This is a genomic window from Leifsonia sp. PARNA 1/14 (genome assembly GCF_055720965.1).
Genome location: NZ_JBVQSP010000005.1, coordinates 161,922 through 185,866, shown reverse-complemented (window position 1 = coordinate 185,866; position 23,945 = coordinate 161,922). Strand labels below are relative to the sequence as shown.

Annotated in this window: 24 protein-coding genes and 1 tRNA gene; 13 read left to right on the top strand and 12 right to left on the bottom strand. The window is 69.5% G+C overall.

The window, feature by feature from the left end; all coding sequences use genetic code 11:
* Positions 1-5 precede the first annotated feature (5 nt).
* Positions 6-1,202: a pyridoxal phosphate-dependent aminotransferase gene (locus AC0HS0_RS14575; RefSeq protein WP_472964762.1), complete on the bottom strand. Its 1,197-nt coding sequence runs from the start codon at positions 1,200-1,202 to the stop codon at positions 6-8.
* A gap of 181 nt (positions 1,203-1,383) precedes the next feature.
* On the opposite strand from AC0HS0_RS14575, the gene AC0HS0_RS14570 reads away from it, so the two are divergent.
* The 4 genes from AC0HS0_RS14570 (at position 1,384) to AC0HS0_RS14555 (ending at position 6,040) form a co-directional block, all read left to right on the top strand.
* Positions 1,384-3,171 carry a S1C family serine protease gene (locus tag AC0HS0_RS14570; protein ID WP_472964761.1) on the top strand — a complete coding sequence of 596 codons (1,788 nt, stop codon included), beginning with the start codon at positions 1,384-1,386 and terminating at the stop codon, positions 3,169-3,171.
* Positions 3,172-3,301: 130 nt separating this feature from the next.
* Complete coding sequence (locus tag AC0HS0_RS14565; protein WP_472964760.1) at positions 3,302-4,345, top strand: glycosyltransferase family 2 protein; 1,044 nt, start codon at positions 3,302-3,304, stop codon at positions 4,343-4,345.
* 2 nt (positions 4,346-4,347) lie between these two features.
* Entirely contained in the window at positions 4,348-5,166 is an 819-nt protein-coding gene (locus AC0HS0_RS14560) for a CDP-alcohol phosphatidyltransferase family protein (protein WP_472964759.1), read from the top strand.
* Entirely contained in the window at positions 5,159-6,040 is an 882-nt protein-coding gene (locus tag AC0HS0_RS14555) for a glycosyltransferase family 2 protein (RefSeq protein WP_472964758.1), read from the top strand. Before AC0HS0_RS14560 ends, AC0HS0_RS14555 begins: the two co-directional genes overlap by 8 nt.
* Here AC0HS0_RS14555 and AC0HS0_RS14550 read toward each other — a convergent pair.
* The 6 genes from AC0HS0_RS14550 to AC0HS0_RS14525 form a co-directional block, all read right to left on the bottom strand.
* Complete coding sequence (locus tag AC0HS0_RS14550; protein WP_472964757.1) at positions 6,037-6,951, bottom strand: hypothetical protein; 915 nt, start codon at positions 6,949-6,951, stop codon at positions 6,037-6,039. The genes AC0HS0_RS14555 and AC0HS0_RS14550 overlap by 4 nt on opposite strands.
* Positions 6,952-7,013: 62 nt before the next feature.
* The gene (locus AC0HS0_RS14545) at positions 7,014-7,313 is read right to left on the bottom strand and encodes a helix-turn-helix domain-containing protein (protein ID WP_472964756.1); all 300 of its coding nucleotides are present in this window, start codon (positions 7,311-7,313) and stop codon (positions 7,014-7,016) included.
* Positions 7,314-7,447: 134 nt separating this feature from the next.
* Positions 7,448-7,765: a hypothetical protein gene (locus AC0HS0_RS14540; protein ID WP_472964755.1), complete on the bottom strand. Its 318-nt coding sequence runs from the start codon at positions 7,763-7,765 to the stop codon at positions 7,448-7,450.
* A gap of 137 nt (positions 7,766-7,902) precedes the next feature.
* Positions 7,903-8,637, bottom strand: a complete 735-nt coding sequence (locus AC0HS0_RS14535; protein ID WP_472964754.1) for an ABC transporter ATP-binding protein — start codon at positions 8,635-8,637, stop codon at positions 7,903-7,905.
* Entirely contained in the window at positions 8,638-9,522 is an 885-nt protein-coding gene (locus AC0HS0_RS14530) for an ABC transporter permease (RefSeq protein ID WP_472964753.1), read from the bottom strand. It abuts the gene before it with no gap.
* A gap of 71 nt (positions 9,523-9,593) precedes the next feature.
* Positions 9,594-10,286 (bottom strand): phosphocholine cytidylyltransferase family protein, encoded by a 693-nt coding sequence (locus AC0HS0_RS14525; protein WP_055919558.1) that lies wholly within the window; start codon positions 10,284-10,286, stop codon positions 9,594-9,596.
* 378 nt (positions 10,287-10,664) lie between these two features.
* On the opposite strand from AC0HS0_RS14525, the gene AC0HS0_RS14520 reads away from it, so the two are divergent.
* The 3 genes from AC0HS0_RS14520 to AC0HS0_RS14510 are packed head-to-tail and all read left to right on the top strand — an operon-like array spanning position 10,665 to position 13,555.
* Positions 10,665-11,675, top strand: coding sequence for an ABC transporter ATP-binding protein (locus AC0HS0_RS14520; RefSeq protein ID WP_472965002.1), 1,011 nt, complete (start codon positions 10,665-10,667; stop codon positions 11,673-11,675).
* Positions 11,676-11,686: 11 nt separating this feature from the next.
* The gene (locus AC0HS0_RS14515) at positions 11,687-13,228 is read left to right on the top strand and encodes a hypothetical protein (RefSeq protein WP_472964752.1); all 1,542 of its coding nucleotides are present in this window, start codon (positions 11,687-11,689) and stop codon (positions 13,226-13,228) included.
* Positions 13,229-13,276: 48 nt separating this feature from the next.
* Complete coding sequence (locus AC0HS0_RS14510; RefSeq protein ID WP_472964751.1) at positions 13,277-13,555, top strand: DUF3039 domain-containing protein; 279 nt, start codon at positions 13,277-13,279, stop codon at positions 13,553-13,555.
* A 21-nt stretch (positions 13,556-13,576) separates the two neighbouring features.
* Here the strand turns inward: AC0HS0_RS14510 and AC0HS0_RS14505 are convergent, their stop codons facing one another.
* A complete protein-coding gene (locus tag AC0HS0_RS14505; RefSeq protein WP_472964750.1) occupies positions 13,577-14,881 on the bottom strand; it encodes a nicotinate phosphoribosyltransferase in 1,305 nt (434 codons plus the stop codon).
* A gap of 44 nt (positions 14,882-14,925) precedes the next feature.
* Between AC0HS0_RS14505 and murI the strand changes: the two genes are divergently transcribed.
* The 4 genes from murI (at position 14,926) to AC0HS0_RS14485 (ending at position 18,154) form a co-directional block, all read left to right on the top strand.
* Positions 14,926-15,744, top strand: a complete 819-nt coding sequence (gene murI / locus AC0HS0_RS14500; protein WP_472964749.1) for a glutamate racemase — start codon at positions 14,926-14,928, stop codon at positions 15,742-15,744.
* A 52-nt stretch (positions 15,745-15,796) separates the two neighbouring features.
* Positions 15,797-16,552 (top strand): ribonuclease PH, encoded by a 756-nt coding sequence (rph, locus tag AC0HS0_RS14495; RefSeq protein ID WP_472964748.1) that lies wholly within the window; start codon positions 15,797-15,799, stop codon positions 16,550-16,552.
* Positions 16,552-17,148, top strand: coding sequence for an RdgB/HAM1 family non-canonical purine NTP pyrophosphatase (gene rdgB, locus AC0HS0_RS14490; RefSeq protein WP_472964747.1), 597 nt, complete (start codon positions 16,552-16,554; stop codon positions 17,146-17,148). Before rph ends, rdgB begins: the two co-directional genes overlap by 1 nt.
* A 103-nt stretch (positions 17,149-17,251) precedes the next feature.
* The gene (locus AC0HS0_RS14485; protein WP_472964746.1) at positions 17,252-18,154 is read left to right on the top strand and encodes a cation diffusion facilitator family transporter; all 903 of its coding nucleotides are present in this window, start codon (positions 17,252-17,254) and stop codon (positions 18,152-18,154) included.
* 10 nt (positions 18,155-18,164) lie between these two features.
* On the opposite strand, the gene AC0HS0_RS14480 is transcribed toward AC0HS0_RS14485, so the two are convergent.
* From AC0HS0_RS14480 to AC0HS0_RS14465, 4 genes are all read right to left on the bottom strand, one after another.
* Positions 18,165-18,872 (bottom strand): DedA family protein, encoded by a 708-nt coding sequence (locus AC0HS0_RS14480; RefSeq protein ID WP_472964745.1) that lies wholly within the window; start codon positions 18,870-18,872, stop codon positions 18,165-18,167.
* Positions 18,873-19,020: 148 nt separating this feature from the next.
* Positions 19,021-19,102, bottom strand: a tRNA-Leu gene (locus AC0HS0_RS14475).
* 27 nt (positions 19,103-19,129) lie between these two features.
* Positions 19,130-20,167, bottom strand: a complete 1,038-nt coding sequence (locus AC0HS0_RS14470; RefSeq protein WP_472964744.1) for an LLM class flavin-dependent oxidoreductase — start codon at positions 20,165-20,167, stop codon at positions 19,130-19,132.
* Positions 20,168-20,223: 56 nt separating this feature from the next.
* Positions 20,224-21,504: an MFS transporter gene (locus AC0HS0_RS14465; protein ID WP_472964743.1), complete on the bottom strand. Its 1,281-nt coding sequence runs from the start codon at positions 21,502-21,504 to the stop codon at positions 20,224-20,226.
* 60 nt (positions 21,505-21,564) lie between these two features.
* Between AC0HS0_RS14465 and prfB the strand changes: the two genes are divergently transcribed.
* A complete protein-coding gene (gene prfB / locus AC0HS0_RS14460; protein ID WP_472964742.1) occupies positions 21,565-22,677 on the top strand; it encodes a peptide chain release factor 2 in 1,113 nt (370 codons plus the stop codon).
* Positions 22,678-22,801: 124 nt separating this feature from the next.
* Complete coding sequence (gene ftsE / locus AC0HS0_RS14455; RefSeq protein WP_472964741.1) at positions 22,802-23,872, top strand: cell division ATP-binding protein FtsE; 1,071 nt, start codon at positions 22,802-22,804, stop codon at positions 23,870-23,872.
* The last annotated feature ends 73 nt before the right edge of the window (positions 23,873-23,945 follow it).

Below are 23,945 nucleotides of genomic sequence, written 5' to 3'. Positions count from 1 at the left end.
CCGACTCAAGGCCGCAGGGCGGCGAGGCGCGCCGCCGCCTCCTCGAGGACCTCCACTCGCTTGCAGAAGGCGAACCGCACCAGCGACGCCGTGCGGGCGGCGTAGTCGTCGCGGCAGAAGGCCGCCAGCGGCACGGCGACGACGCCCGCCAGCTCGGGCAGCCGGCGGCAGAACTCGACCGCATCGGGGTACCCGAGCGGTGCCGCATCGGCGACGACGAAATAGGTCCCGTCGCTGGGGAACACGTCGAACCCCGCGGCCCGCAAGCCGGCCGAGAGCACGTCGCGTTTGTGGGCGAGCGCGGTGGCGATGCCGGTGAAGAACGCGTCCGGCAGTGCGAGCCCCGCGGCCATCGCCGGCTGGAAGGGCGCTCCGTTCACATAGGTCAGGAACTGCTTCACCGCCAGGATCGCCGTCACGAGGTCCGCGGGCGCGGTGAGCCAGCCCACCTTCCAACCGGTCGTGTTGAAGGTCTTGCCGCCTGACGAGATGGTCACCGTCCGCTTGCGCGCGCCGTCGAGTGTGGCGATCGGGATGTGGCGGGGGCCGAAGGTGAGGTGCTCGTAGACCTCGTCGGTGACGATGATCGCGTCGTGACGCTCGGCGAGCTCGACGACGGTCTGCAGCGTCTCTCGGTCGAGCACGGCGCCTGTCGGGTTGTGCGGCGTGTTCACCAGGATGACGCGCGTCTGGTCGGTGACGGCGCTGCGAAGCCGGTCGAGATCGGGACGGAACGCCGGCGGCTCTAGCGGAACCGTCTTGTGCACGCCGCCGGCCAGCGCGATCACCGCGCCGTACTCGTCGTAGAAGGGCTCGAACGTGACCACTTCGTCGCCGGGCTCCAGAAGGGCGAGCAGCGTCGCAGCGATGGCCTCGGTGGCGCCCGCCGTCACGAGCACCTCGCGGTCCGGGTCGACCACCAGCCCGTAGAACCGCCGCTGGTGGTCGGCGACGGCCTGACGCAGCAGCGGGATGCCGATCCCCGGCGGGTACTGGTTGGCGCCCTCGCGGATGGCCGCGACCGCGGCGTCGAGCACCTCGCCGGGGCCGTCCTCGTCGGGGAAGCCCTGCCCGAGGTTGATCGCGCCGGTGCGCACGGCGAGTGCGCTCATCTCGGCGAAGATCGTCGGACGCACCGCGCCGTCCGCTCCCAGCAGTCCCGCCCCGCGGGCGGCCGCCCGCCACGCTCCGGATACCGTCATCGTCGCCTCCCGTCGTTGCTGCGGATCTCAGGCTATGGCAGGCACGGGCCTCCCTCACAACGCTTGCATTCGGTACGTTATGGAGAGTCATCGGGAGGCGGAAGGTCGCCCACAGGACCCGCAAATAGAACGCTCAGGTTGGCATCCCAAGCTGTCTAGTGCTTGGAAGGAGCACCACACCATGACCGACACCCCGATCACGCCGGACCCCGCGAAGAACCAGAACGACGCCGAGACCGAAGCGGTCGTGGATGGCGGCGCAGCGCAGTCCGCTCCCGCGCCCGCCGAGGCGCCGACCGCAGCCCAGCCGCAGGCCCCTGCAGAGGCGCAGGCGCCCGCACAGCCGCAGGCCCCCGCACAGCCGCAGGCCCCGGCACAGCCGCAGGCCCCGGCCGCCGACCACGGCTGGACCGCTCCGGCGGCGCAGAACGCAGCCCCTGCCGGAAACCAGCCCACCGCTGAGCAGCCCACGGCACAGCAGCCCACGGCACAGCAGCCCACGGTTCCGCAGCCCGGCGTCCCGCAGCAGGCCGCGCACCAGCCGCAGCCGGCCCACCAGACGCAGCCCACCCAGCCCGTCGGCCCCCAGCCGCCCTACGGCCAGCCCGCTGCCCCGCAGCCGAACTACGGGAACGGCTCGTTCGGCCAGCCGGCCTATGCGCAGGCTCCCTACGCCCAGCAGCACGCCGGTCAGCAGCCTCCCTACGCGACCGCGCCCGGCACGGCGACCGCCGAGAAGCCGGCCCGCAAGCGCAACACTGGTCTGATCATCGCGACGCTCGCCATCGGCGCGCTCATCGGCGGTGTCGCCGGCGCCGGCGCCGGAATCGGCCTGTACTCCGCCACCGGCAACAACGCCACCATCAAGACGGTGTCCGGTCCGCAGAACATCACCGTCAACGACGCCAACAACGCCACGACCGTCACCGCGGTCGCGGCCAAGGCCTCGCCGAGCGTCGTCACCATCTCGGTCACCGCCTCCAGCGAGGGTGGCACAGGCTCGGGCGTCGTCCTCTCGTCCGACGGCTACATCCTCACCAACACGCACGTCGTCACCCTCGACGGCGCCGCCTCCGACGTGAGCATCAGCGTCACCGACAACGACGGCAAGATCTACACCGCCAAGATCGTCGGTACCGACCCGACGACCGACCTCGCGGTGATCAAGCTCGACGGCGCGAGCGGGATGACCCCGATCACGTGGGGCGACTCGAGCAAGCTCAACGTCGGCGACACCACCGTCGCCATCGGCGCGCCGCTCGGCCTCTCCGGCACCGTGACGGACGGCATCGTCAGCGCCCTCAACCGCTCGATCAGCATCGCGTCCTCCGCGGCGCCCAAGTCGAGCGACGGCAGCGACGGCAGCGGCGGCGGCAGCTCGCAGAACCCGTTCAACTTCGACTTCCCCAACCAGGGTGGAGGCTCGCAGCAGCAGCAGGGCTCGACTCAGGGCACGATCTCGCTCCCGGTCATCCAGACGGACGCCTCGATCAACCCGGGCAACTCGGGCGGTGCGCTGCTCGACAGCAAGGGCCAGCTGATCGGCATCAACGTCGCCATCGCGAGCGCCGGCGGCAGCAGCTCGAGCGGCGCCCAGTCCGGCAGCATCGGCGTCGGCTTCTCGATCCCGTCGAACGTCGCCAAGCGTATCTCCGAAGAGCTCATCAAGAGCGGCGCCGCGACCCACGGGCTCCTCGGTGCCTCGGTCGGCGACGCCAGCAGTGCCAACAACGCGAAGACGGTCGGCGCGGCGATCTCGTCCGTTGTCTCCGGCGGTGCCGCCGCGAGCGCCGGTCTCCAGAAGGGCGACATCATCGTCAACTTCAACGGCCTGCCGATCACCGACGCAACCGACCTGACCGCGCAGGTCCGTGCCCTGGCCGCCGGCGCCAAGGCCGATGTCACCTACATCCGCGACGGTCAGAGCAAGACCACGAGTGTGACGCTCGGCTCGCTCCCCGCCAACTGAGCGCCCGGCACCAGGAGGCCGTCCCGCAGTGCGGGGCGGCCTTCCGCCGTCTCGGCTCCCGGCGCCGCGCCCGGGGCACTGCCATTCCCGGCTGATAAGCTCGGCCAGGCCCGAACGACGAATGGATCAGATGCCGGACGACAGCGTGAACACCCTCCCTGGTGTGTCCTACGTCATGCCCGTCCTCAACGAGGCGACCCATGTGCGGGCCGCTGTGGACAGCCTCCTCGCCCAGGATTACACCGGGCCCTTCGAGGTCACCATCGCACTGGGCCCGAGCATCGACGGCACCACCGAGCTCGTCGCAGAGCTGGCCTCCGTCGACGCGCGCATCCGAGTCGTCGACAACGTGGTCGGCTCCACGCCTGCCGGCCTGAACCTCGCCATCCGCGAGTCGCAGTACCCGATCGTGATCCGCGTCGACGCCCACAGCGTCCTCCCGGCCGACTATGCGCGCATCGCCGTCGAGACCATCCTCGAGACCGGCGCCGACAATGTCGGCGGCCTGATGGATGCTCAGGGAACGTCCCCGTTCGAGCGGGCCGTGGCGCGCGCATACGGCAGCCGCGTCGGCCTCGGCGGCACCAAGCTGCATGTAGGAGGGGCGGCCGGCCCGGCCGAGACGGTGTATCTCGGAGTCTTCGATCGCGACCGCCTCCTGGAGGTCGGGCTCTTCGACGAGGAGATCAAGCGCGGGCAAGACTGGGAGCTGAACCGCCGCATCCGGCAGGCCGGCGGTACCGTCTGGTTCACTCCGAGGCTGCGCGTGGTCTACCGGCCGCGGCCGAACCTCTACCGGCTGGCGCGTCAGTTCTTCTCCACGGGCATCTGGCGCGGCGAGCTGGCACGGCGGTTCCCGGCCGCCAACGGCCTGCGCTACTTCGCGCCGCCGGTGATGGTGCTCGGCGTCGCCCTCGGCGTCCTGCTCGGCCTCGGCGGCGTGCTGCAAGCGCTGCTCGGGGCGAGCCCGTGGCTGCTGTGGGCGTTCGCCATCCCGGTCGTCTACCTGCTCATCGTCGTCGCGTCGGCGCTGGTCTGGGGTCGCCGCGACGGCTTTTCGTCGTTCCTCTGGTTTCTCGTAGTCTTGCCGTGCATCCATTTCAGCTGGGGGATCGGGTTCATCCTCGGATATCTCTCCCTCACCAGGAACATCACCGCACACACCGGAAGGTAGGCATGTCAGCAGCCGGACCCGCAGCGCACGGAGCGCGGCCGACGTCGATCGCAGAGCTCAAGGCGGTCGCGCAGCCGCCAGAGGTGCGCGGGCGCCGCAACGCGGAGCACTGGACGGCGTCGCTGTACCTGCGCAACCTGTCGCCGTACCTCACCTGGTTCCTGCTGAAGACTTCCATCTCGGCCAACGGCGTCACCGGCCTGATGATCCTGACCGGCTGGGCGACGGCGGCCAGCCTGCTGATCCCCGGCATCGGTGGCGCGGCCCTCGCCCTGGTGCTCGGCCAGCTCCAGATGCTCGTCGACTGCTGCGACGGCGAGGTCGCGCGCTGGCGCAAGACGTCGTCTCCTGCCGGCATCTTCCTCGACAACGTCGGCCACTACACGACCGAGACGCTCATCGCGATCGCGCTGGGCGTGCGCGCGGCAGGGTATCCGTTCGAGGCGCCGCAGGACTTCCTGTGGACCAACCTCGGCACGCTGCTCGCCCTGGTCATCGTGCTCAACAAGGCGCTCAACGACATGGTGCGCGTGGCGCGCGCCAATGCGGGCCTGCCCAAGCTGGCCGACACCCAGGCCGCGTACGCGCCCACGCACGGCGTGGTCGCCCGGCTGCGCAAGGCCGCCCGGTTCGTACCGTTCCACCGCCTCTACCACTCGGTAGAACTGACGATCCTGATCTTCCTGTTCTCGATCGTCGGTCTCTTCATCGGGGCGACGCTCGCCGACCGCATCCTGCTCTCGGTGCTGGTGCCGCTGGCGATTCTGGCGGCCATCGGCCACTTCGTCGCGATCATGACCTCCAAGCGGGTCCGTGGCTGACCCGACGGTCGGCGTCGTGGTGCTCACGCAGGGCACCCGGCCGGACGATCTCGTGCGCGGTGTGGAGTCGGTCGTCCGCCAGCAGGGGGTGGCCACCGACGTGGTCGTCGTCGGCAACGGCTGGGACCCGGCCACCGCCGAGCCTGCGCTTCCGGCCGGCGTGCGCACGCTCGCGCTGCCCGAGAACCTCGGCATCCCGGCCGGGCGCAATCGAGGCGTCCCGCTGGTAGCGGGGGAGTACCTGCTGTTCCTCGACGACGACGCGGACATCCCGTCGCCGAGCTTCCTCCGCGATGCGATCACCCTGTTGCGCGACGACCCGTCCATCGGCATGATCCAGCCGCGGCTCCGCGCCCGCGACGGCAAGCCCTCTCCGCGACGCTGGATCCCGCGGATCCGCAAGGGCGAGCCCGAACGCTCGTCGGCGGTCTTCTCGGTTCTGGAGGCCGTGATCGTCCTGCCGCGCCACGTGTTCGAGCAGGCTGGGGGCTGGGCGGACCCGTTCTTCTACGCGCACGAGGGCATCGAACTCGCGTGGCGGGTCTGGGACCAGGGGAAGCGGGTCTGGTACGCGGGAGATCTCGTCGCGGAGCATCCAGCCGTCTCGCCGACGCGGCACTCGTATTACTACCGTCTGAACGCCCGCAACCGGGTGTGGCTGGCCCGCCGCAACCTCCCCGCGGTGCTCGTGCCCGTGTACGTCGCCTCGTGGACAGGCATTCAGCTGCTGCGGTGGTTCCGCAAGCCGGCGGTGCTGAGCGCCTGGTTCGGGGGCTGGCGTGAGGGCTGGGCCAGCGACCCCGGGGAGCGCAGGCCCATCCGCTGGCGCACGGTGGGGCGGATGGCCATCGCCGGACGGCCGCCCATCGTCTAGCTCTCTGGCGCTGCGGGGGCCGCGGGGCCTTCGATCGCGGCCGGACCGCCTTCCGGCCGCCCGGACCGGTCACGCCGGACGATCCTCCCCGGCAGAGCGCCCAGGGCCGTCCCGGCTCGGACCACGCGGCGGCCGGTGCTGCTGCCGAGCCGGTGGAGGGCGCCCGGTCCCTCGGTTGGCGTGAGCGCCTCCGGGATCACGAACGGCGCCGGGCCGAACGCCAGCCGCGAGTTCGCGACGACCCGTCGACCCAGGATGTTGTTGCCGGTGCCGCCGATGACCGCGCCGATCCCGAACGGGATCGCGCGGGCCACGATGGAGGCGCCGCCACGCACCGCGAACTGCCGGATGAAGACGCCGCGGAGGCGGTCGACGAGAGGGCCGACGACCATCGACGGGAGGGTGGTCGTGACCAGCTCGCCCCAATAGGCTGTGCGCGTCACCCCTGCGCCCGTGACCTGACCCGCCAGCTGACGCACCAGGTCGGAGCCCTCTCGACCGAGCATCATGGTGAGCACCAACGCGCGGGCGCGCGCGGGGTCGTCGACGGCGATTCCGTGAAGCTCGCTGAGCGACTGCGCATAGAGGGCCGTCGCCTCGAGGAAACCGGCGGTCTCGAGCCCGGACAGCGCCAGCGTGATCCCGGTGCCGATGGCGGGGATGACCGCGGTCGCTCCGACCGCCGCGCCTCCCGTGGTCACTGCGGCGAGGTACCGTCGCTCGAGGATCGTGGCCAGTTCGGCGGCGGAGGCGTACGGGTGCCGCCGGCGCAGGCTGCGCAGATGCGCGAGCACGACGGGCCGCTGGATCCCGAGGAAGCGGTCGAGGGTCGTGTCGACGGCGCGAGGCGTGTCACCGCCGCGGGGCGGTCCGCCGGTCGGGGACACGAGGGGCTGGGGTCGCTTGGCCATCTTTACCGAGTGTAGGCCTCTCGGCGAGCGGCTCCAGGTCGCCGGGGCTGCTTCACAGGTGGTCATCGCCTCCGGTTGCGTTCCCGCAGGAAATCCTCTGCCGGGAGTATCTCCAGCCCGGCGGGGAGGTCGTCGCGGCCGAGACCCGCCGTGAGGGTCGCCACGTCCACGCCGAGGACACTGGCGATCCGGAGGATGGTCACCAGATTGGGATTGGCGATGCCGCGCTCGATCTTGCCGTAGTTGGTCACGTGCATCTGGGCGAGCTCGGCGACGTTCTCCTGGCTGAGGCCCAGCGCGATCCGCGCCCTCCGTACCCTTTCGCCGAAGCGCGTCGCTGCAGGAGACGTCGAGTGTTTCATGAATCATGACTATCCGGTTGTGCATTCCAGAGCCAGAGCAGTCGACACGTCGGTGCGAGTGCCTGAGGCCGAGACGTCGGAAAATACTGGCACCGCCGACGCCGGCCGCTCCCGCGCGGCCGGCGGCCGGCACGTCAGAAGCTCACCTGCCAGAGGTACTCCCGGCCGTCAGGCGGGAACCAGCGCACGACGAGGAGCGTGTCGCGCGCAGGGTCGCCGCCGTGCAGACTCGCGCGCACCGCTTCGCCCGGCCGCACCGACGAGGGGGAGCTCACTCGTAACGAGGCGCTGCCTGCGATGCTCACTGTGACGCCGCGCAGTTCGTCGGAGCTGGTGTTGACGAGCCGGAAGTGTGGCGCGCCGCTGCGGTCGACGGCCCAGGGCACCCGGTAGGCGAAGCGACGGGGACGGAGCGGGGGGAGGGGGCTGCGAAGGTTCCGAAGGTGTTTCATGCGGCAAAGTTAGCCACCCCCTCCGACGCTCGAACCACGAAATCGGGCCTAGAGACCCTTTCCGGGGACAACTCGCCGAGATTCTTTCTGTGGAGGACTTTCCTCGATGCAGAAAAGAGGCTCTGACCTGGTATTCGCTAGCTGCCGTAATCCTTGTTGTAAAGATCGAGGACCTCCTCGATCGGCCCGTCCAGGACCAGGGCACCCTTGTCGAGATAGAGGCCCCTCGCGCAGAACCGGCGCAGGTCCTTCTCGTTGTGCGAGACGAAGAACATCGTGCGCCCGCCGGCCAGCAGCTCTTCGATCTTCGCGTAGCACTTCTCCCGGAACGACCGGTCACCGACTGCCAGGACCTCATCGACGAGCAGCACCGGCTCTTCCAACTGCGCGATCACCGAGAAGGCGATGCGCACTTTCATGCCGCTGGAGAGGTGCTTGTACGGGGTGTCCACGAAGTCGCCGATCTCAGCGAACTCGATGATCTCGTCGAAACGGGAGTCGATCTGCGCCTTGGTCATTCCATGCAAACCGGCGGTCAGGAACACGTTGTCGCGGACGGTGAGGTCGTCGACGAACCCGCCGGTGATCTCGATCAGCGGGGCGACGCCCTCCGTGACCCGCACCGTGCCCTCGTCGGGGAGCAGCACGCCGGCGACGAGTTTCAGAAGCGTCGATTTGCCCTGGCCGTTGCGCCCGACCACCCCGATCGCCTCGCCGCGCTCGACGCGGAACGTGACGTTCCGGAGCGGCCAGAAGTCGTCCGGCCGCGAGCGGCGCTGGCGGGAGCCGAACAGATCCTTGAACGACCGTCGGGCTCCGCGGTTGCGCTTGAACCGCACGCCGAGGCCGGTGACATCGATGACGGGCGCCACCTAGATCTCCTTCAGGATGTCGCGCTCGAAGCGCTTGAACACCAGCCAGCCGACGCCGAGCAGGATCACGGACATCAGTGCCGCCACGATCACCAGATACCAGTCCAGCTCCTCCGGGAAGAACGCGGAGCGGTACAGGCTGAAGATGCCGGTGAGCGGGTTGAACGCCGACCAGAAGTGGAGGGAGAACAGCGTCTCCGTCTGCGCGCCGGGGTGCGCGGCGACGTACGCGGCGCAGTGCTTGGCCGCGACGCCGGCGCCGCAGCCGCCGGGCAGGTCGCGTGCGCTGTAGATGATGGGCGACGCGTAGAAGAGGAACCGGAGCGCGAGCTTGACCGCCCGTTCGAGGTCGCGGAAGAAGACCACCAGGGGAGCGACGATCAGCCCCACGCCGACCGTCAACACGATCTGGATGAGGATCGCGAGCGGGAACAGCAGGATGTACACGTCGACCTTCGCCCCGGTCGCGATGGCGAAGATCGCCAGCACCGGCAGCGACAGGAGGAACTCGATGCCCTTGGAGGCCACGATGCGGTTCACCCAGATCGTTCGGGGGATCATCGTCGAGCGGATGAGTTTCGCCTCGCGGATGAACGCCCTGGTGCTGTCGGAAACGGCACCGTTGAACCACATCCACGGCAGCAGGGCCGCGAGCAGGAAGACGATGTAGGGGTTCTCACCGACGCTGCGATGGAAGATGACCGTGAAGACGAACCAGTAGATCGCGCTCATCACGAGCGGGTCGAGGATCGACCACAGGTAGCCGAGCGCGCTGGTCGAGTAGCGGACGCGGAGATCGCGGCGCGTCAGCAGCCACAGGGAGTGGCGGTAGCGCGCGAAGCGCGTCCGCTGCGCGGGGCGCACGTCGACTGAGGTACTGGTCACGGGAACCCATCGTATTGATCGCAGGCTGCGTGTTCGCATCACGCCGCCCAGGCGACTCTACGACCTGTCGACTAGACGAACAGGTTCGCGCGCTCCAGGTCCTCCTGGAAGTCCACCTCGACGGCGTACAGGTCGGAGATGTCGACCGGCTCGACGAGCATGCGGTCCTGGCCGATGGCCAGCTCGATGCCGCGCTCGAAGTAGTCCTGGTCGGCGACGCGCTGCAACTGACGCAGCAGGGCCGGCTTGTCGGCGCTCGAGACGTAGTTGATGCCGACCGCTTCGCCGAGGCCGCCCTTGACGGTCTTGGACAGCTCGTGGATGTAGCCCTCGGGGCCGGTCGTGTACTTGACCTCCTCGTCGGCGACCGACGAGGTGTTGACGGTCACGAAGGTCTGGTCGCGGGCGACCGTGGCCGCGGCGCGGACGAGCACGGCCGGGTCGAAGACGACGTCGCCGTTCATCCAGAGCACGCCGCCGGGGCCCGAAGCCTGCAGGGCGCGCATGAGGCTCTTGGAGGTGTTGGTCTGGTCGTACTGCTCGTTGTAGACGAACTCGGCGTCCGGGAACGCTTCGATGATGTGCTCGAGCTTGTAGCCGACGACGATCGTGACCGTGACGTCTTTGCCGAAGGCCGCGTGGATGTTGTCGAACTGCTGCTGCATGATGGTGCGGCCGTCGCTCAGCTCGGTCAGCGGCTTCGGAAGGCTCCGCCCGAGTCGGCTGCCCATGCCTGCTGCGAGGATCACTACCTGGGTCGTCACAATCTTCTCCTTGAGTCTGCGCGAAAACTTCGGTGTGTTTGCAGCGAGCGGTGGCATCCGGCGCCGGGACCGCTCCTCCCGGGATCGTTCTCCGGGAGTTCATTCGCGCGTTACGTGAATCGACACGCCTTCATGCCTCCGCCAGAATACCGGCGGCCCTCGTCCGGGGGCAGGGGTTGACGGTTGTTGTTGTGGGGTCGTTATGTTCCTCACAGGTGATTCCTAGGCGTCCGGATGTCCCCCGAAGACCGGGCGGGGGGTACGCAACCTCGACTGTCTTGGTACGGTGGCGTGGTGAGTTCCGAGCGCGTAGAACCCGGCCCTGTCGAGCCGCAGAGCGACGTGCCCGAACCGCGGGGGGATGACGAGGGGGAGTCGATGGCGGAGGCCACGGAGAGCGGGATCGAGCAGGCGCCGCCTGCTGCGCGACCCGCGCGAAAGCGGACGCAGCCGAAGACGGCCGCCGCCGCGGCGGCGTCGAGCACGCGGACCCCGACACCGCGCAAGCGAGCCACGCCGGCCAAGCCCCGGACCCCCAAGACGACCCCCGCAGGAGGCGGCGCATCCGGCACGGAGCGGCCGCCCGCCGTCCAGCCTCCTGTGGCCCCTGTGCCTGTCGTCGATGCGCGCCCGAGCGTGCTCACCGTCCATGGGCTCAGCAAGCATTACGGCGCGACCGTCGCCGTCGACGACATCTCGCTCGATGTGCGCGAGGGGTCGTTCTACGGCATCGTCGGCCCGAACGGCGCCGGCAAGACTACCACTCTGTCGATGATCACCGGCCTCCTGCGCCCCGACGAGGGCCGCATCGTGGTGCACGGCGTCGACGTGTGGACCGAGCCGGTCCGCGCGAAGCACGTGATCGGTGTGCTCCCCGACAAGCTGCGCCTCTTCGACCGGCTCACCGGCGCCCAGTTCCTCCACTACGCCGGAACGCTGCGCGGACTGTCGGCGAAGACGGTGCGCACGCGCACGGCCGACCTCGCCGTCGCCTTCGGCATCGAGGACGCCCTCGACCGGCTGGTGGCCGACTACTCGGCGGGCATGACGAAGAAGATCGCCCTGGCCGCTGCCATGATCCACTCGCCCCGGCTGCTCGTGCTCGACGAGCCTTTCGAATCCGTCGACCCGGTCTCCGCCGCCAACGTCATCGACATCCTGCAGCGCTACACGGCCGCCGGCGGCACCGTCGTGCTGTCCAGTCATGGCATGGACATGATCCAGCGCGTCTGCGACAGCGTCGCCATCATCGTGCGCGGCAAGGTCCTCGCCGCCGGCACCATCGACGAGGTCCGCGGCGAGCAGACGCTCGAGGAGCGGTTCGTGGAGCTCGCGGGCGGGCGCAAGGCAGCGGAAGGCATGGAGTGGTTGCACAGCTTCTCGGACTGAAACTCCGCCTGATGGGCAACGCCTTCCGGCGCAGCCCCTGGCAGGTCTTCGGCCTGGCGCTGGGAGTCGCGTATGGCGTCGTGACGGTCGTGCTGGTCATCGGCGCTCTGGTGGCGGCCCGCGTCGCACCGATCGTCGCCGACGTGCACAGCGTGCTGGTAGTGATCGGCTCGATCGTCGTAGCCGGGTTCCTGCTGCTGCCGCTGGTTTTCGGGATCGACGACACGCTCGACCCGCGGAAGTTCGCTCTGTTCGGCATCCCCGACCGCCGGCTCGCCCTTGCCCTCGGACTGTCCGGCCTGATCGGCATCCCGGCCATCGTGCTGTTCGTCTGCGCGCTCGCGACGGTGATCACCTGGTCGCGCGACCCCGGGGCCGCACTCCTGGCGGTGCTGTCGGCAATTATCGTCGTGCCGACGTGCGTACTCGCCTCGCGGATCTCCACGGCGATCGCGTCGTTGTTCGTCTCGCCACGGAGGTCCAAGGAGGCGGGTGGAGTCGTGGCGATCCTCGTGCTGGTGCTGATCGCTCCGGTGCTGGCCCTGCTGCTGACCGTCGACTGGGGCCGCGACGGGCTCGGTGCCCTGAGCTCCTTCGCCGGCTGGCTGCAGTGGACGCCGCTGGGCGCTGTCTGGAGCATGCCGGGTGCCGCAGCGGACGGCGCCGGGGGAGTGGCCTTCGTGCAGTTCCTCATCGCCGTCGCGACCGTCGGCGTGCTCTGGCTCGTCTGGCGTGCCCTGGTCACGCTCGTCGTGGTCGCGCCCGAGCGGGAGACCCATACGCGCGAGCACCACGGCCTCGGCTGGTTCGGACGGCTGCCTGGAGGCCCGACGGCGGCGATCGCGGCGCGGTCGATGACCTACTGGGGGCGTGACGCGCGCTACTGGGTGGCCCTCGTCACGATCCCGGTGATCCCGGTCTGCGTCATCGTGGCGCTCACGCTGGGCGGGAACCCCCTGCACCTCGCCGCACTCGTGCCATTGCCGCTGGTGTGCCTGTTCCTCGGCTGGACGATCCACAACGACGTCGCGTTCGACAGCACGGCGATCTGGCTGCACCTGGTTTCCGGCACGCGAGGGTTCGCGGACCGCCTCGGGAGGATGTTTCCGCCGGTCCTCGTCGGCATCCCGGTGATCGCCGTCGGGTCGGTGGTCACCGCAGCGGTCTTCGGCGACTGGGCCGTGCTGCCCGCGATCGCGGCGCTGTGCGGCTCCATCCTGGTCATCGGCCTGGGTCTGTCGAGCATGTTCTCGGTGCTCTTCCCCTACCCGGCGACAAAGCCGGGGGACAGCGCGTTCACGCAGCCGCAGACCTCCGGAGCGTCGTCGGCGCTCGCACAGGCGCTGAGCTTCTTCGCCATCGTGATCCTCGCTTCGCCGGCCATCGTGTTCCTGGCGCTCGGCCTGACGGTGAACCCGTTCTGGCTGGGTGTCTCGCCCGTGGTGTCGGTGCTGGTCGGCTTCGCCGCGTTCGGAGGCGGCGTCTGGGCCGGCTCGCGCCTGTTCGACAGGCGCGGCCCGGAGCTGATGGCGTTCGCCAACCGCAACGACTGAGGTCCGCCCGCCGGCTCCTCGCCGCCCGCACGCGTTTAGACTGGGACGATGAACGACGCGAGCATCCTCGAACCGGGCGGTGAGCCGGGAGGCGGCGGCCTCAGCACGCTGGAACGCGAGCTCCAGGAGACCCCGCAGATCTCCGAGCCGGGCGATCACGAGCGCTTCTCGCACTACGTCAAGAAGGAACAGATCCTCGAGTCGGCGATGACCGGCAAGCCGGTCAAGGCACTGTGCGGCAAGATGTGGACTCCCGGTCGCGACCCGGAGAAGTTCCCGGTCTGCCCGACCTGCAAAGAGATCTACGAGAAGCTGCGCGACGAGTGATCGCGCGAGGCCGCAACGGCCTCAGGCGAAGACCGTCGGCAGCACCGGGTCGCCGCGACCGAGCCGGAATGCCTGATCGGGCAGCTCCCGCATCGCGGTCTCGCGGTGCTCGCGTGCCCGCTTCGTCCCCTCGGGTCCGAGGTGCTCGCGGTGGATCTCACCGTCGGTGATCAGCGGCACGAGCAGGTCGCGCCCGGTGTCGTCGGGCGTGTCGCCGGCCTCCACGATGTGCACCACTTCGGCGACGGCGCGTCCGGAGGCGTCCAGACGACGAATCGGGTGCTTGCGCCCCCCGATGCTCGGCTTGCCGTCGGACTTCTTGGCCACCGCCACCCACTCGCCGGCGTCGTCGCGGTGCGCGACCAGCTTGTAGACCATCCCGGAGGCCGGTGAGCCCGAGCCGGTCACGACGGAGGTGCCGACACCGTAGCTGTCGACGGGGGAGGAGGAGAGCGCGGCGATCGTGAATTCGTCCAGGTCGTTCGTCACAGTGATGCGCGTATTCGTCGCACCGAGTCGGTCGAGCTGTTCGCGCACCTGGCGCACGAGCTTCGGGAGGTCGCCCGAGTCGAGCCGGATCGCCCCGAGCTCGGGGCCGGCGACCCGCACCGCGGTCTCGATGGCGCGCTCGACGTCGAAGGTGTCGACGAGCAGCGTCGTCCCCGGTCCCATCGCGGCGACCTGCGCGCGGAAGGCGTCCTCCTCGTCATCGTGGAGCAGCGTGAAGGCGTGAGCGGCCGTCCCCATCGTTGGTACGCCCCAGGTGCGGCCGGCCTCGAGATTCGACGTCGCCCCGAAGCCGGCGACGTAGGCCGCTCGGGCGGCCGCCACGGCGCTGCGCTCATTCGCGCGGCGTGAGCCCATCTCGGCGAGCGGCCGACCCGCGGCGGCGGTGACCATCCGTGCCGCGGCAGAGGCGACGGCCGAGTCGTAGTTGAACACGCTGAGGATGAGCGTCTCCAGGATCACACCCTCGGCGAACGGCGCGTCGACGATCAGGAACGGGGAGCCGGGGAAGAACACCTCGCCCTCGCGGTAGCCGCGGATCGTGCCGGAGAACCGGTAGTCGGCCAGCCAGTCCAGCGTCTCCTGGCGCACGACCCGGTTGTCGCGCAGGTACTCCAGTTCCGCGTCGCCGAAGCGGAACCGGTCGATGAGCTCGAGCAGCCGGCCCGTTCCGGCCAGGATCCCGTACCTCCGCCCCGTGGGGAGGTGCCGGGTGAACGCCTCGAAGACGCACTCGCGGTCGTGCGTGCCCTTCAGGAGGGCGGCGTCGAGCATCGTGAGCTCGTAACGGTCGGTCAGGAGCGCGGAGGACTCGGTCACGGCTCCACCTTAGCTTCGCGCGTGGGCGGGTAGGCTTGGATGCTGTGACGGATGCGCCGATTGGGATCTTCGACTCCGGGGTCGGCGGGCTCACCGTCGCCCGTGCGATCCGCGATCAGCTCCCGAACGAGTCGCTGCTCTACGTCGGAGACACCGCGCACTCGCCATACGGCCCGAAGTCCATCGCGGACGTGCGCCGCTACTCGCTGGAGGTCCTCGACTTCCTGGTCGACCAGGGCGTGAAACTGCTGGTCATCGCCTGCAACACGGCCTCCTCGGCCATGCTGCGCGATGCCAGGGAGCGGTATTCGGTGCCGGTGATCGAGGTCATCCAGCCCGCGGTCCGCCGTGCGGTGTCCGCCACCCGCACGGGCCGGGTCGGTGTGATCGGCACCGCGGGAACGATCTCGTCGCGCGCGTACGAGGACGCCTTCGCCGCAGCACCGTCGCTCCGGTTGTTCACGCAGGCGTGCCCGCGCTTCGTCGAGTTCGTGGAGGCCGGCATCACCAGCGGCGACGAGGTGCTGCGGGTCACCGCCGACTACCTTCAGCCCCTTCGCGACGCGGATGTCGACACCCTCGTGCTGGGCTGCACCCACTACCCGTTCCTGAAGGGCGCGATCTCCTACGTCATGGGCGAGGGCGTCTCGCTCGTATCGAGCGACACCGAGACCGCGAAGGACGTCTACCGCACGCTGGTGAGCGGCGGCCTCGAACGACGCGAGTCCACTCCGCCGACCATCCGCTACGAGGCGACCGGCCTCGACGCCGACCACTTCTTGCGCCTCGCGCACCGCTTCATCGGCCCGGAGATCTACCGGGTCGACCTGGTGCAGACCGGCGTGATCGAACTCCCGCAGTGATCGCGGCCAGCCGGCCCGACCACGACCATCACCGACCCTCGAGGAGACAACCGTGACCGAGACCACCCGTGCCGACGGCCGCACACCCGACGGCCTGCGCCCCGTGACGATCGAGCGCGGCTGGAGCCGTCAGGCCGAAGGCTCCGCGCTGATCTCGTTCGGCAACACGCGCGTGCTGTGCACGGCGTCGTTCACCAACGGCGTGCCGCGCTGGATGGCCGGCAAGGGCCGCGGCTGGGTGACCGCCGAGTACGCGATGCTGCCGCGCTCCACGAACGAGCGCATGGACCGCGAGTCGGTCAAGGGCAGGATCGGCGGCCGGACGCACGAGATCAGCCGCCTGATCGGCCGAAGCCTCCGCGCAGTCGTCGACATGAAGGCCCTCGGCGAGAACACCATCGTGATCGACTGCGACGTGCTCCAGGCCGACGGCGGCACCCGCACCGCGGCCATCACCGGCGCCTACGTCGCGCTCGCCGACGCGCTCGAGTGGGGCCGTGAGCACCGGTTCATCGGCCAGAAGGCCACGCCGCTCATCGACTCGGTCTCCGCGGTCTCCGTCGGCATCATCGACGGTGAGCCGATGCTCGATCTGGCGTATGTGGAGGACGTGCGGGCCGAGACCGACATGAACGTCGTCGTGACCGGCCGCGGCCTCTTCGTCGAGGTGCAGGGCACGGCCGAAGGCGCGCCGTTCGACCGCCGGGAGCTCGACTCGCTGCTCGATCTCGCTGTCGGTGGCACGTCGCAGCTGGCCGAGATCCAGCGCGCAGCTCTCGCCTCCGACGCGCTCGGCATCGAGGGATAATGGTCCGCGTCGTCCTCGCCACGCACAACCGGCACAAGGCGCTGGAGTTCCAGCAGATTCTCGGTGACGCCGTACCCGGCCTCGAGATCGTCGGCTACGACGGCCCCGAGCCGGTGGAGGACGGCGTGACCTTCGCCGAGAACGCGCTGATCAAGGCGCGCGCCGCCGCTTCGCACACCGGCCTCCCGGCGCTCGCGGACGACTCCGGCATCTGTGTGGACGCCATGGGCGGAGCCCCGGGCATCTTCTCGGCACGCTGGGCGGGCCGTCACGGCGACGCGCAGGCCAACCTGGGCCTCCTGCTGGACCAGCTCGCCGACCTCCCTGACGGCACCCGAGGTGCACACTTCACGGCGACGCTGGCGCTCGTGACGCCGGAGGGCGCCACGACCGTGGTCGAGGGGCGCTGGCCGGGACACATCGCACGGGAGGCCCGGGGCTCGCACGGTCACGGGTACGACCCGATCTTCGTGCCGGAGGGATACGACGCCACCACGGCCGAGCTGGGACCCGACGTGAAGAACGCCGAGAGCCATCGTTCGCGCGCATTCACCGCGATCGTGCCGGCGCTGAAGAAGCTGGTCGCGGCCGGCTGAACCGGCGTGATCGAGGCGGCCGGTGAGCATGAGAACGGCACTCATTCCCATCTAGCCGGATCGCTGGCGGCCGCGCGCGACTTCGACATACCGTAGAAGAACCATGAGTCATGACCACGGGCACTCCGCCAACCGCAACCGACTCCTGATCGCCATCGGGATCGTCGCCGCGGTGCTCGTCGTGGAGGCCGTCGGCGCCTGGCTGAGCGGATCGCTGTCACTGCTGGCCGACGCCGGCCACATGCTCAGCGACCTGACCGGGCTGGTGGTGGCGTTGATGGCCACGATCGTGGCCGCACGTCCCGCGACCGACCGGCAGACGTTCGGGTTCCGGCGCGCCGAAGTGTTCGGGGCGCTGATCAACGGGCTCATTCTCGTGGTGGTGGCGGTCTTCGTCACGATCGGCGCCATCGGGCGGCTCGTGTCGGGCGAGGCGGAGGTGCAGTCGGGGACGATGTTGATCGTCGCCGCCATCGGCCTCGTCGCCAACCTCGGCGCGCTGCTGCTGCTCCGGCCGTCCGCCGGTCACTCCATCAACATGCGCGGCGCGTACTTGGAGGTGTTCGGCGACCTGATCGGGTCGGCGACCGTCATCGTGGCCGCAGTGGTGATCATGGTGACCGGATTCCAGGCCGCGGACGCGATCGCGTCCCTTCTGATCGCCGCATTCATCGTGCCGCGCGCCGTTCTGCTGCTGCGCGACGTGGTGCGCGTGCTCAGCGAGGCGGCGCCGGCCGACACGGACGTCGCGGAGATCCGTGATCACATCCTGGCGACCAAGGGCGTCGTCGCCGTGCACGATGTGCACGTCTGGGCGATCACCTCCGGAGCGCCGGTGTTCACGGCGCACGTGGTGGTGGAGCCGGGGGTGTTCCGCTCAGGCGCCACGGGGACGCTGTTGGACGAACTGTCGGGCTGCCTGTCGAAGCACTTCGACGTGGAGCACTCCACGTTCCAGCTCGAGCCGGCAGAGCACGCCGACCACGAGGACGAGTTGCACCGCTGACGCGGCGACCCTAGATGTCGGGCGTCGGACGAGGCTCGGCAGCCTCGGCGCCCGCTGATTCGAGGCGCTTCTTCTTCGCCTTGCGCAGCGACTGGAAGTAGTGGAAGAGCGTCGGGATGAGCGTGAGGACGACCGCGCCGATGAGGATGACGTCGATGTAGTTCGAGACGAAGTTCGCGACCGGTGGGATGTAGCCGATCACGTAGCCGAAGAGCGTGAGGCCCGCGCCCCAGATCAGGGCGCCGATGGCGTTGTAGAGAGAGTACTTCTTGTAGTTCATGTGGCCGACGCCGGCCGCGACGGGGGCGAAGGTGCGCACGATCGGCACGAAGCGGGCGAGGATGACCGCGAGCGCGCCGAACCGGTCGAAGAACGCGTTGGTGCGCCGCACGTTCTCCATGCTGAACAGACCGGTCTCTTTGCGTTCGAACACGGTTGGTCCGGCCTTGTGCCCGATCAGGTACCCGACCTCCCCGCCGAGGAACGCCGCGAAGGCGATCGCGAGGCACACCCACCAGACGTCGACCCCGAAGACGAGGGAGGTGTGGGTGAGGAGGCCGGAGATGACCAGCAGGGTGTCGCCCGGGAGAAGGAAGCCGACCAGCAGACCCGTCTCGGCGAAGACGATGCCGCAGACGACGAGGAGTGCCCAGGGGCCCGCTGCCGAGATGATCGTGTGCGGGTCGAGCCAGGGGATGAGGCCGGCGTGGTGGATCACGTGTCTCCAGGGTTTTCGGTGACGGATTCACGCCGAGTTTAGTGGGCGGAACCTGCACAAAGAGTGCGAATCCCGGCTGCGCGGCCGAAGATCACCCTGTGGTTCCACTGGACGGCGGCCGTGCTCATCCCAGGGATGGACGGTGCGGTGCGGGAGAAGGGACTCGAACCCTCACGCCGTGAAGCACAGGAACCTAAATCCTGCGTGTCTGCCAGTTTCACCACTCCCGCGTCGCGCAGTGGCGAACCGCCGCGCGGCTACGACAATAGCTCATCCACGCGCGGGGCCACCTCGCGGCCGAGGAGGTCGATCGCCCGCAGGATGTGATCGTGCCCGAGCGTCCCGTTGCTCAGCTTCACGTCGAAGCGCGTCAGGCCCAGGCCGCGCGCTGCGTAGGCGATCTTCTGCGCGACGGTCTCGGGCGAGCCGACGACGAGTGCGCCGTCCTCCGCCGCCTCGTGCTCGAAGCGAGCGCGGGTGGCGGGCGGCCAGCCGCGCTCGCGGCCGATCCGGTTCGTCATGGCCTCCCAGTGCGGCCAGAGCACGTCCTTGGCCTCCTGGTCGGTCTCGGCGACGAAGCCGGGGGAGTGCACGCCGATCGGGAGGGCGGTGTCGTTGCCGAACTGCTCCAGGGCCTTCCGGTACAGCTCGGTGAGCGGCTGGAACCGCATCGGTCCGCCGCCGATGATGGCGACCATCAGCGGGAGCCCGTAACGGGCGGCGCGCACGACCGACTCGGGGCTGCCGCCGACGCCGATCCATGTCTTGAGCAGCCCGTGCTCGACGGGAGGGAAGACGGACTGGTCGGTCAGCGGCGGACGCAGGGTGCCGCTCCAGGTGACGGGCTCCTGCTCGCGCAGGGCGGCGAAGAGGTCGAGCTTCTCGTCGAAGAGCTCCTCGTACTGCGCGAGATCGAAGCCGAACAGCGGGAACGACTCGATGAACGAGCCACGGCCGAGGATGACCTCCGCGCGGCCGTTCGAGACGCCGTCGAGGGTGGCGAACCGCTCGAAGACGCGCACGGGGTCGTCCGAGCTCAGCACCGTCACCGCCGAGCCGAGGTGGATGCGCTCGGTCTGCCCGGCGATCGCCGCGAGCACGACCTCCGGAGCCGACACCGAGAAGTCGCGCCGGTGGTGCTCGCCGACCCCGATGAAGTCGAGGCCGGCCTGGTCGGCCGCCACGCCCTCCGCCACCACGTTGCGCAGCACCTGTGCGTGCGACAGCGGGGCGCCGTCGTCGCCCGGCGTCACGTCGCCGAACGTGTCGATCCCGATCTCCAGCCGTGCGGCCATGCCCGTCCTCCTGCTCGATGCGTTTGCATACGAACCGAACGGTACCGCAGGCGCTGCTATTCCGGCAGGCCGTCGACGGCCCGAGGCCGCCGTGGGATGTAGCGCGGGATGAAGCGTGCGAGCAGGCCTGCACCCACGAGTCCGAGCAGGCCCATGACCCCGCTCGCGAAGGCGATCGACACCAGTGCGGTCAGCAGCGAGACGACGAGCGGCGCGACGGCCTGGCCTGCGTCGCCCGTGAACCGCCACGCGCCGAGGAAGGCGGCCGGGTTCTCCTTCGGCGCGAGATCCGCGCCGAGCGTCATGATGATGCCCGACCCGATGCCGTTCGCGAACGCCAGGAACAGCGAGACACCGATGTACCAGGCCACGTTGGCGGGGAGGTCGTGGCTGAACGACAGGACGAGGAAGCCGATGCCCAGTCCGATCATGGACGGCACGACGCTCCACATCCGGCCGAACCGGTCCATGAGCTGACCGCTCGCGTAGAACAGCGCGAAATCGACGGCGCCGGCGATGCCGATGATCAGGGCGGTGTTCGACTCGCTGAGCCCGATCGAGACCGCCCACAGCGGAAGCAGGACGGTCCGCGCGGAACGGACGGCCGCCACGAGGGAGATGCCGGAGCCCATCCGGGCCAGTACGCCGCGGAACGCCCAGATCGTCGAGAACAGTCCGCGGGTCCGCTCGTCCGCGTCCTCCTCGCCAGCCGTCAGCGGTTCGCCGTCGTGGCCGGGGGAGGTCGGCGCCGGGCCGAACATGCGTTCGGGATCGGGAAGCACCAGCAGAACCACGACCGACCCGAGGCAGCTGATGATGAAGATCCAGAAGACCGACTGGGTCGATCCGGTCAGCGCGATCACGCCGGACGCGACGAGCGGGCCGACGAACCAGCCGGCGCGGAAGATACCGCCGAGCGTCGACAGCGCCCGCGCCCGGTACCGGGCAGGGACGTAGGTGGTCATGAACGCGTGCCGGGCGAGGGCGAACACGGCCGTGGCGAGGCCGACCACGAAGATGCCGACCATGAGCACCCAGTAGTTCGGCGCGAGCAGGCAGACGACGACGCCGGCGACCGCGACCGCCGCGGCGCCGATCATCGCGGCGCGCTCGCCGACGCGCGAGACCACCCAGCCGCTCGGGATGTCGCCGGCGACCTCGCCCAGCATCAGCATCGAAGCGATGAAGCCGGCCATCGCCAGGGAGGCTCCGAGATTGCCCGCGGCGATAGGAATGATCGGAATGATCGCGCCCTCGCCGATCGAGAACAGCAGGGTGGGGAGGAAAGCCGCGAGTGCGACGGAGCGGAAGGAGAACGGGCGCTCGTCGGAAGTCATTTGCTTAACACAGTACAACTGTCGGGCCGGTGCGCCCCGGCCGGTAGGCTGGAGGACGCCATGATCGAACTTGACCTCTCCCCGCAGATCGCGGACCTCCGCTCGACTCTCGCCGACATCGTCGCCGTCGTGAACGTGGAGAAGCTCCGCGCCGACATCGCCGACCTCAGCGAGCGGGCCGGAGCGCCCGACCTCTGGGACGACACGGCGAACGCGCAGAAGGTGACCAGCGCTCTGAGCCACCGGCAGGCGGAGCTCGGCCGCATCACCTCGGTCGAGCGTCGTCTCGACGACCTCGAGGTGCTCGTCGAGCTCGCCAACGAGGGCGACGACGAGGAGTCCGCCGCCGAGGCGCGCACCGAGCTGGAGGCACTGCAGAAGACGCTGGGCGACCTAGAGGTGCAGACCCTGCTGAGTGGCGAGTACGACGAGCGCGCCGCGATCGTCACCATCCGCTCCGGCGCGGGCGGCGACGACGCCACCGACTTCGCCGAGATGCTGATGCGCATGTACCTGCGCTGGGCGGAGCAGCACAAGTACCCGGTCAAGGTCATGGACACCTCCTACGCGGAGGGTGCGGGCATCAAGTCCGCGACCTTCGAGGTCGACGCCCCCTACGCGTTCGGCACGCTCTCGGTGGAGGCCGGCACGCACCGGCTCGCCCGCATCAGCCCGTTCGGTTCCGCCGACAAGCGCCAGACGTCGTTCGCCGCGGTCGAGGTCATCCCGCTGATGGAGGAGGCGACGGCGGTCGAGGTGCCCGAAGGCGACATCCGCGTCGACGTGTTCCGCTCCTCCGGCCCCGGTGGCCAGTCGGTCAACACGACCGACTCCGCCGTGCGCATCACCCACCTTCCCACGGGCATCGTCGTCTCCATGCAGAACGAGAAGTCGCAGATCCAGAACCGAGCGGCTGCGATGCGCGTGCTGCAGACGCGACTGCTCCTGCTCCAGAAAGAGGAGGAGGCCGCCAAGAAGAAGGAACTCGCCGGCACCATCACGGCGAGCTGGGGCGACCAGATGCGCTCGTACTTCCTCTACGGCCAGCAACTGGTCAAAGACCTGCGCACCGGCTACGAGTCGGGAAACCCGGCGTCGGTGTTCGACGGCGACCTCGACGGGTTCATCGCCGCGGGCATCCGGTGGCGGGCGGGCTCCAAGGACGACGAGTGACGGCTGCGCACCGACGACCCGGCGTCACCCGCTCATAGCCCGCGTTGCGGCGACTGTCAGGCTTGCGGCGCGTGGGCATGTCGCTACTGTGGATCGTGTAAGTGTTGCTTAGTCTCTAACAGTCATGATCCGGTTCGAACACGTATCCAAGCAGTACTCGGGCACCTCGCGCCCGGCGCTCAACGGCATCAACCTGGAAGTGCTCCGCGGCGAGTTCGTCTTCCTCGTCGGCGCGTCCGGCTCGGGCAAGTCGAGCTGCCTCCGGCTGATCCTCAAGGAGGAGCGGCCGACGAAGGGCGCGATCCACGTCCTCGGGCAGGATCTGGGGTCGATCTCCTCCCGCAAGGTGCCGTACTTCCGCCGTAACATCGGCGTCGTCTTCCAGGACTTCCGGCTGCTGCCGAACAAGACCGTCTTCCAGAACGTGGCGTTCACGCTGCAGGTGATCGGCAAATCCCGCGGCTTCATCCAGGAGGCCGTGCCTGACGTGCTGAAGATGGTCGGACTCGATGGAAAGGCCCAGCGCCTCCCGCACGAGCTCTCCGGCGGTGAGCAGCAGCGCGTCGCGATCGCGCGCGCCGTGGTCAACAAGCCGCAGATCCTCCTCGCCGACGAGCCCACCGGAAACCTGGACCCGGCCACCAGTGCCGGGATCATGTCGGTGCTGGCGCAGATCAACGCCGGAGGCACCACGGTGCTGATGGCCACGCACGAAGCGGCGATCGTCGACCAGATGAAACAGCGTGTGATCGAGCTTGTCGGCGGCCAGATCGTGCGCGACGAGCGTCACGGCGGTTACGGCGTCACCACGTCGATCCCGCTGCCGCGACCGACGGCGGAGGGACTCGCCATCCCCGTGGAGACGTCGACCGGCGTCGTTTCGGCGCCGGTTGCGCCTGCGGTCCCCGTCGCGGCCGCCGCGGCCGCACCGTCGGCCGCGGAGCCGATGACGCGACCGCACACGCCGGTTTCGAACCCCACGGGGCCGGTCACCGTGGGCGGTGCGACCGGGCCGGTCCAGCCGGTATCGGCTCCGGTACAGGCGGTGCCCGCCCCGGTTCCGGCAACCGTGCCGGCGAGCGGCGGGGAGGAGAACCTCCCTGACCACCTGAACTTCACCGCCAACCTCGACCTGAGCGGACTGCGCGACGCGTCCGACCGTGACGGCGAACAGAATGTGGGACCCACGAAATGAGATTCGGGCTCATCTGGTCGGAGGTCGGCAACGGCCTCCGCCGCAACCTCTCGATGGTCGTCTCCGTCGTGCG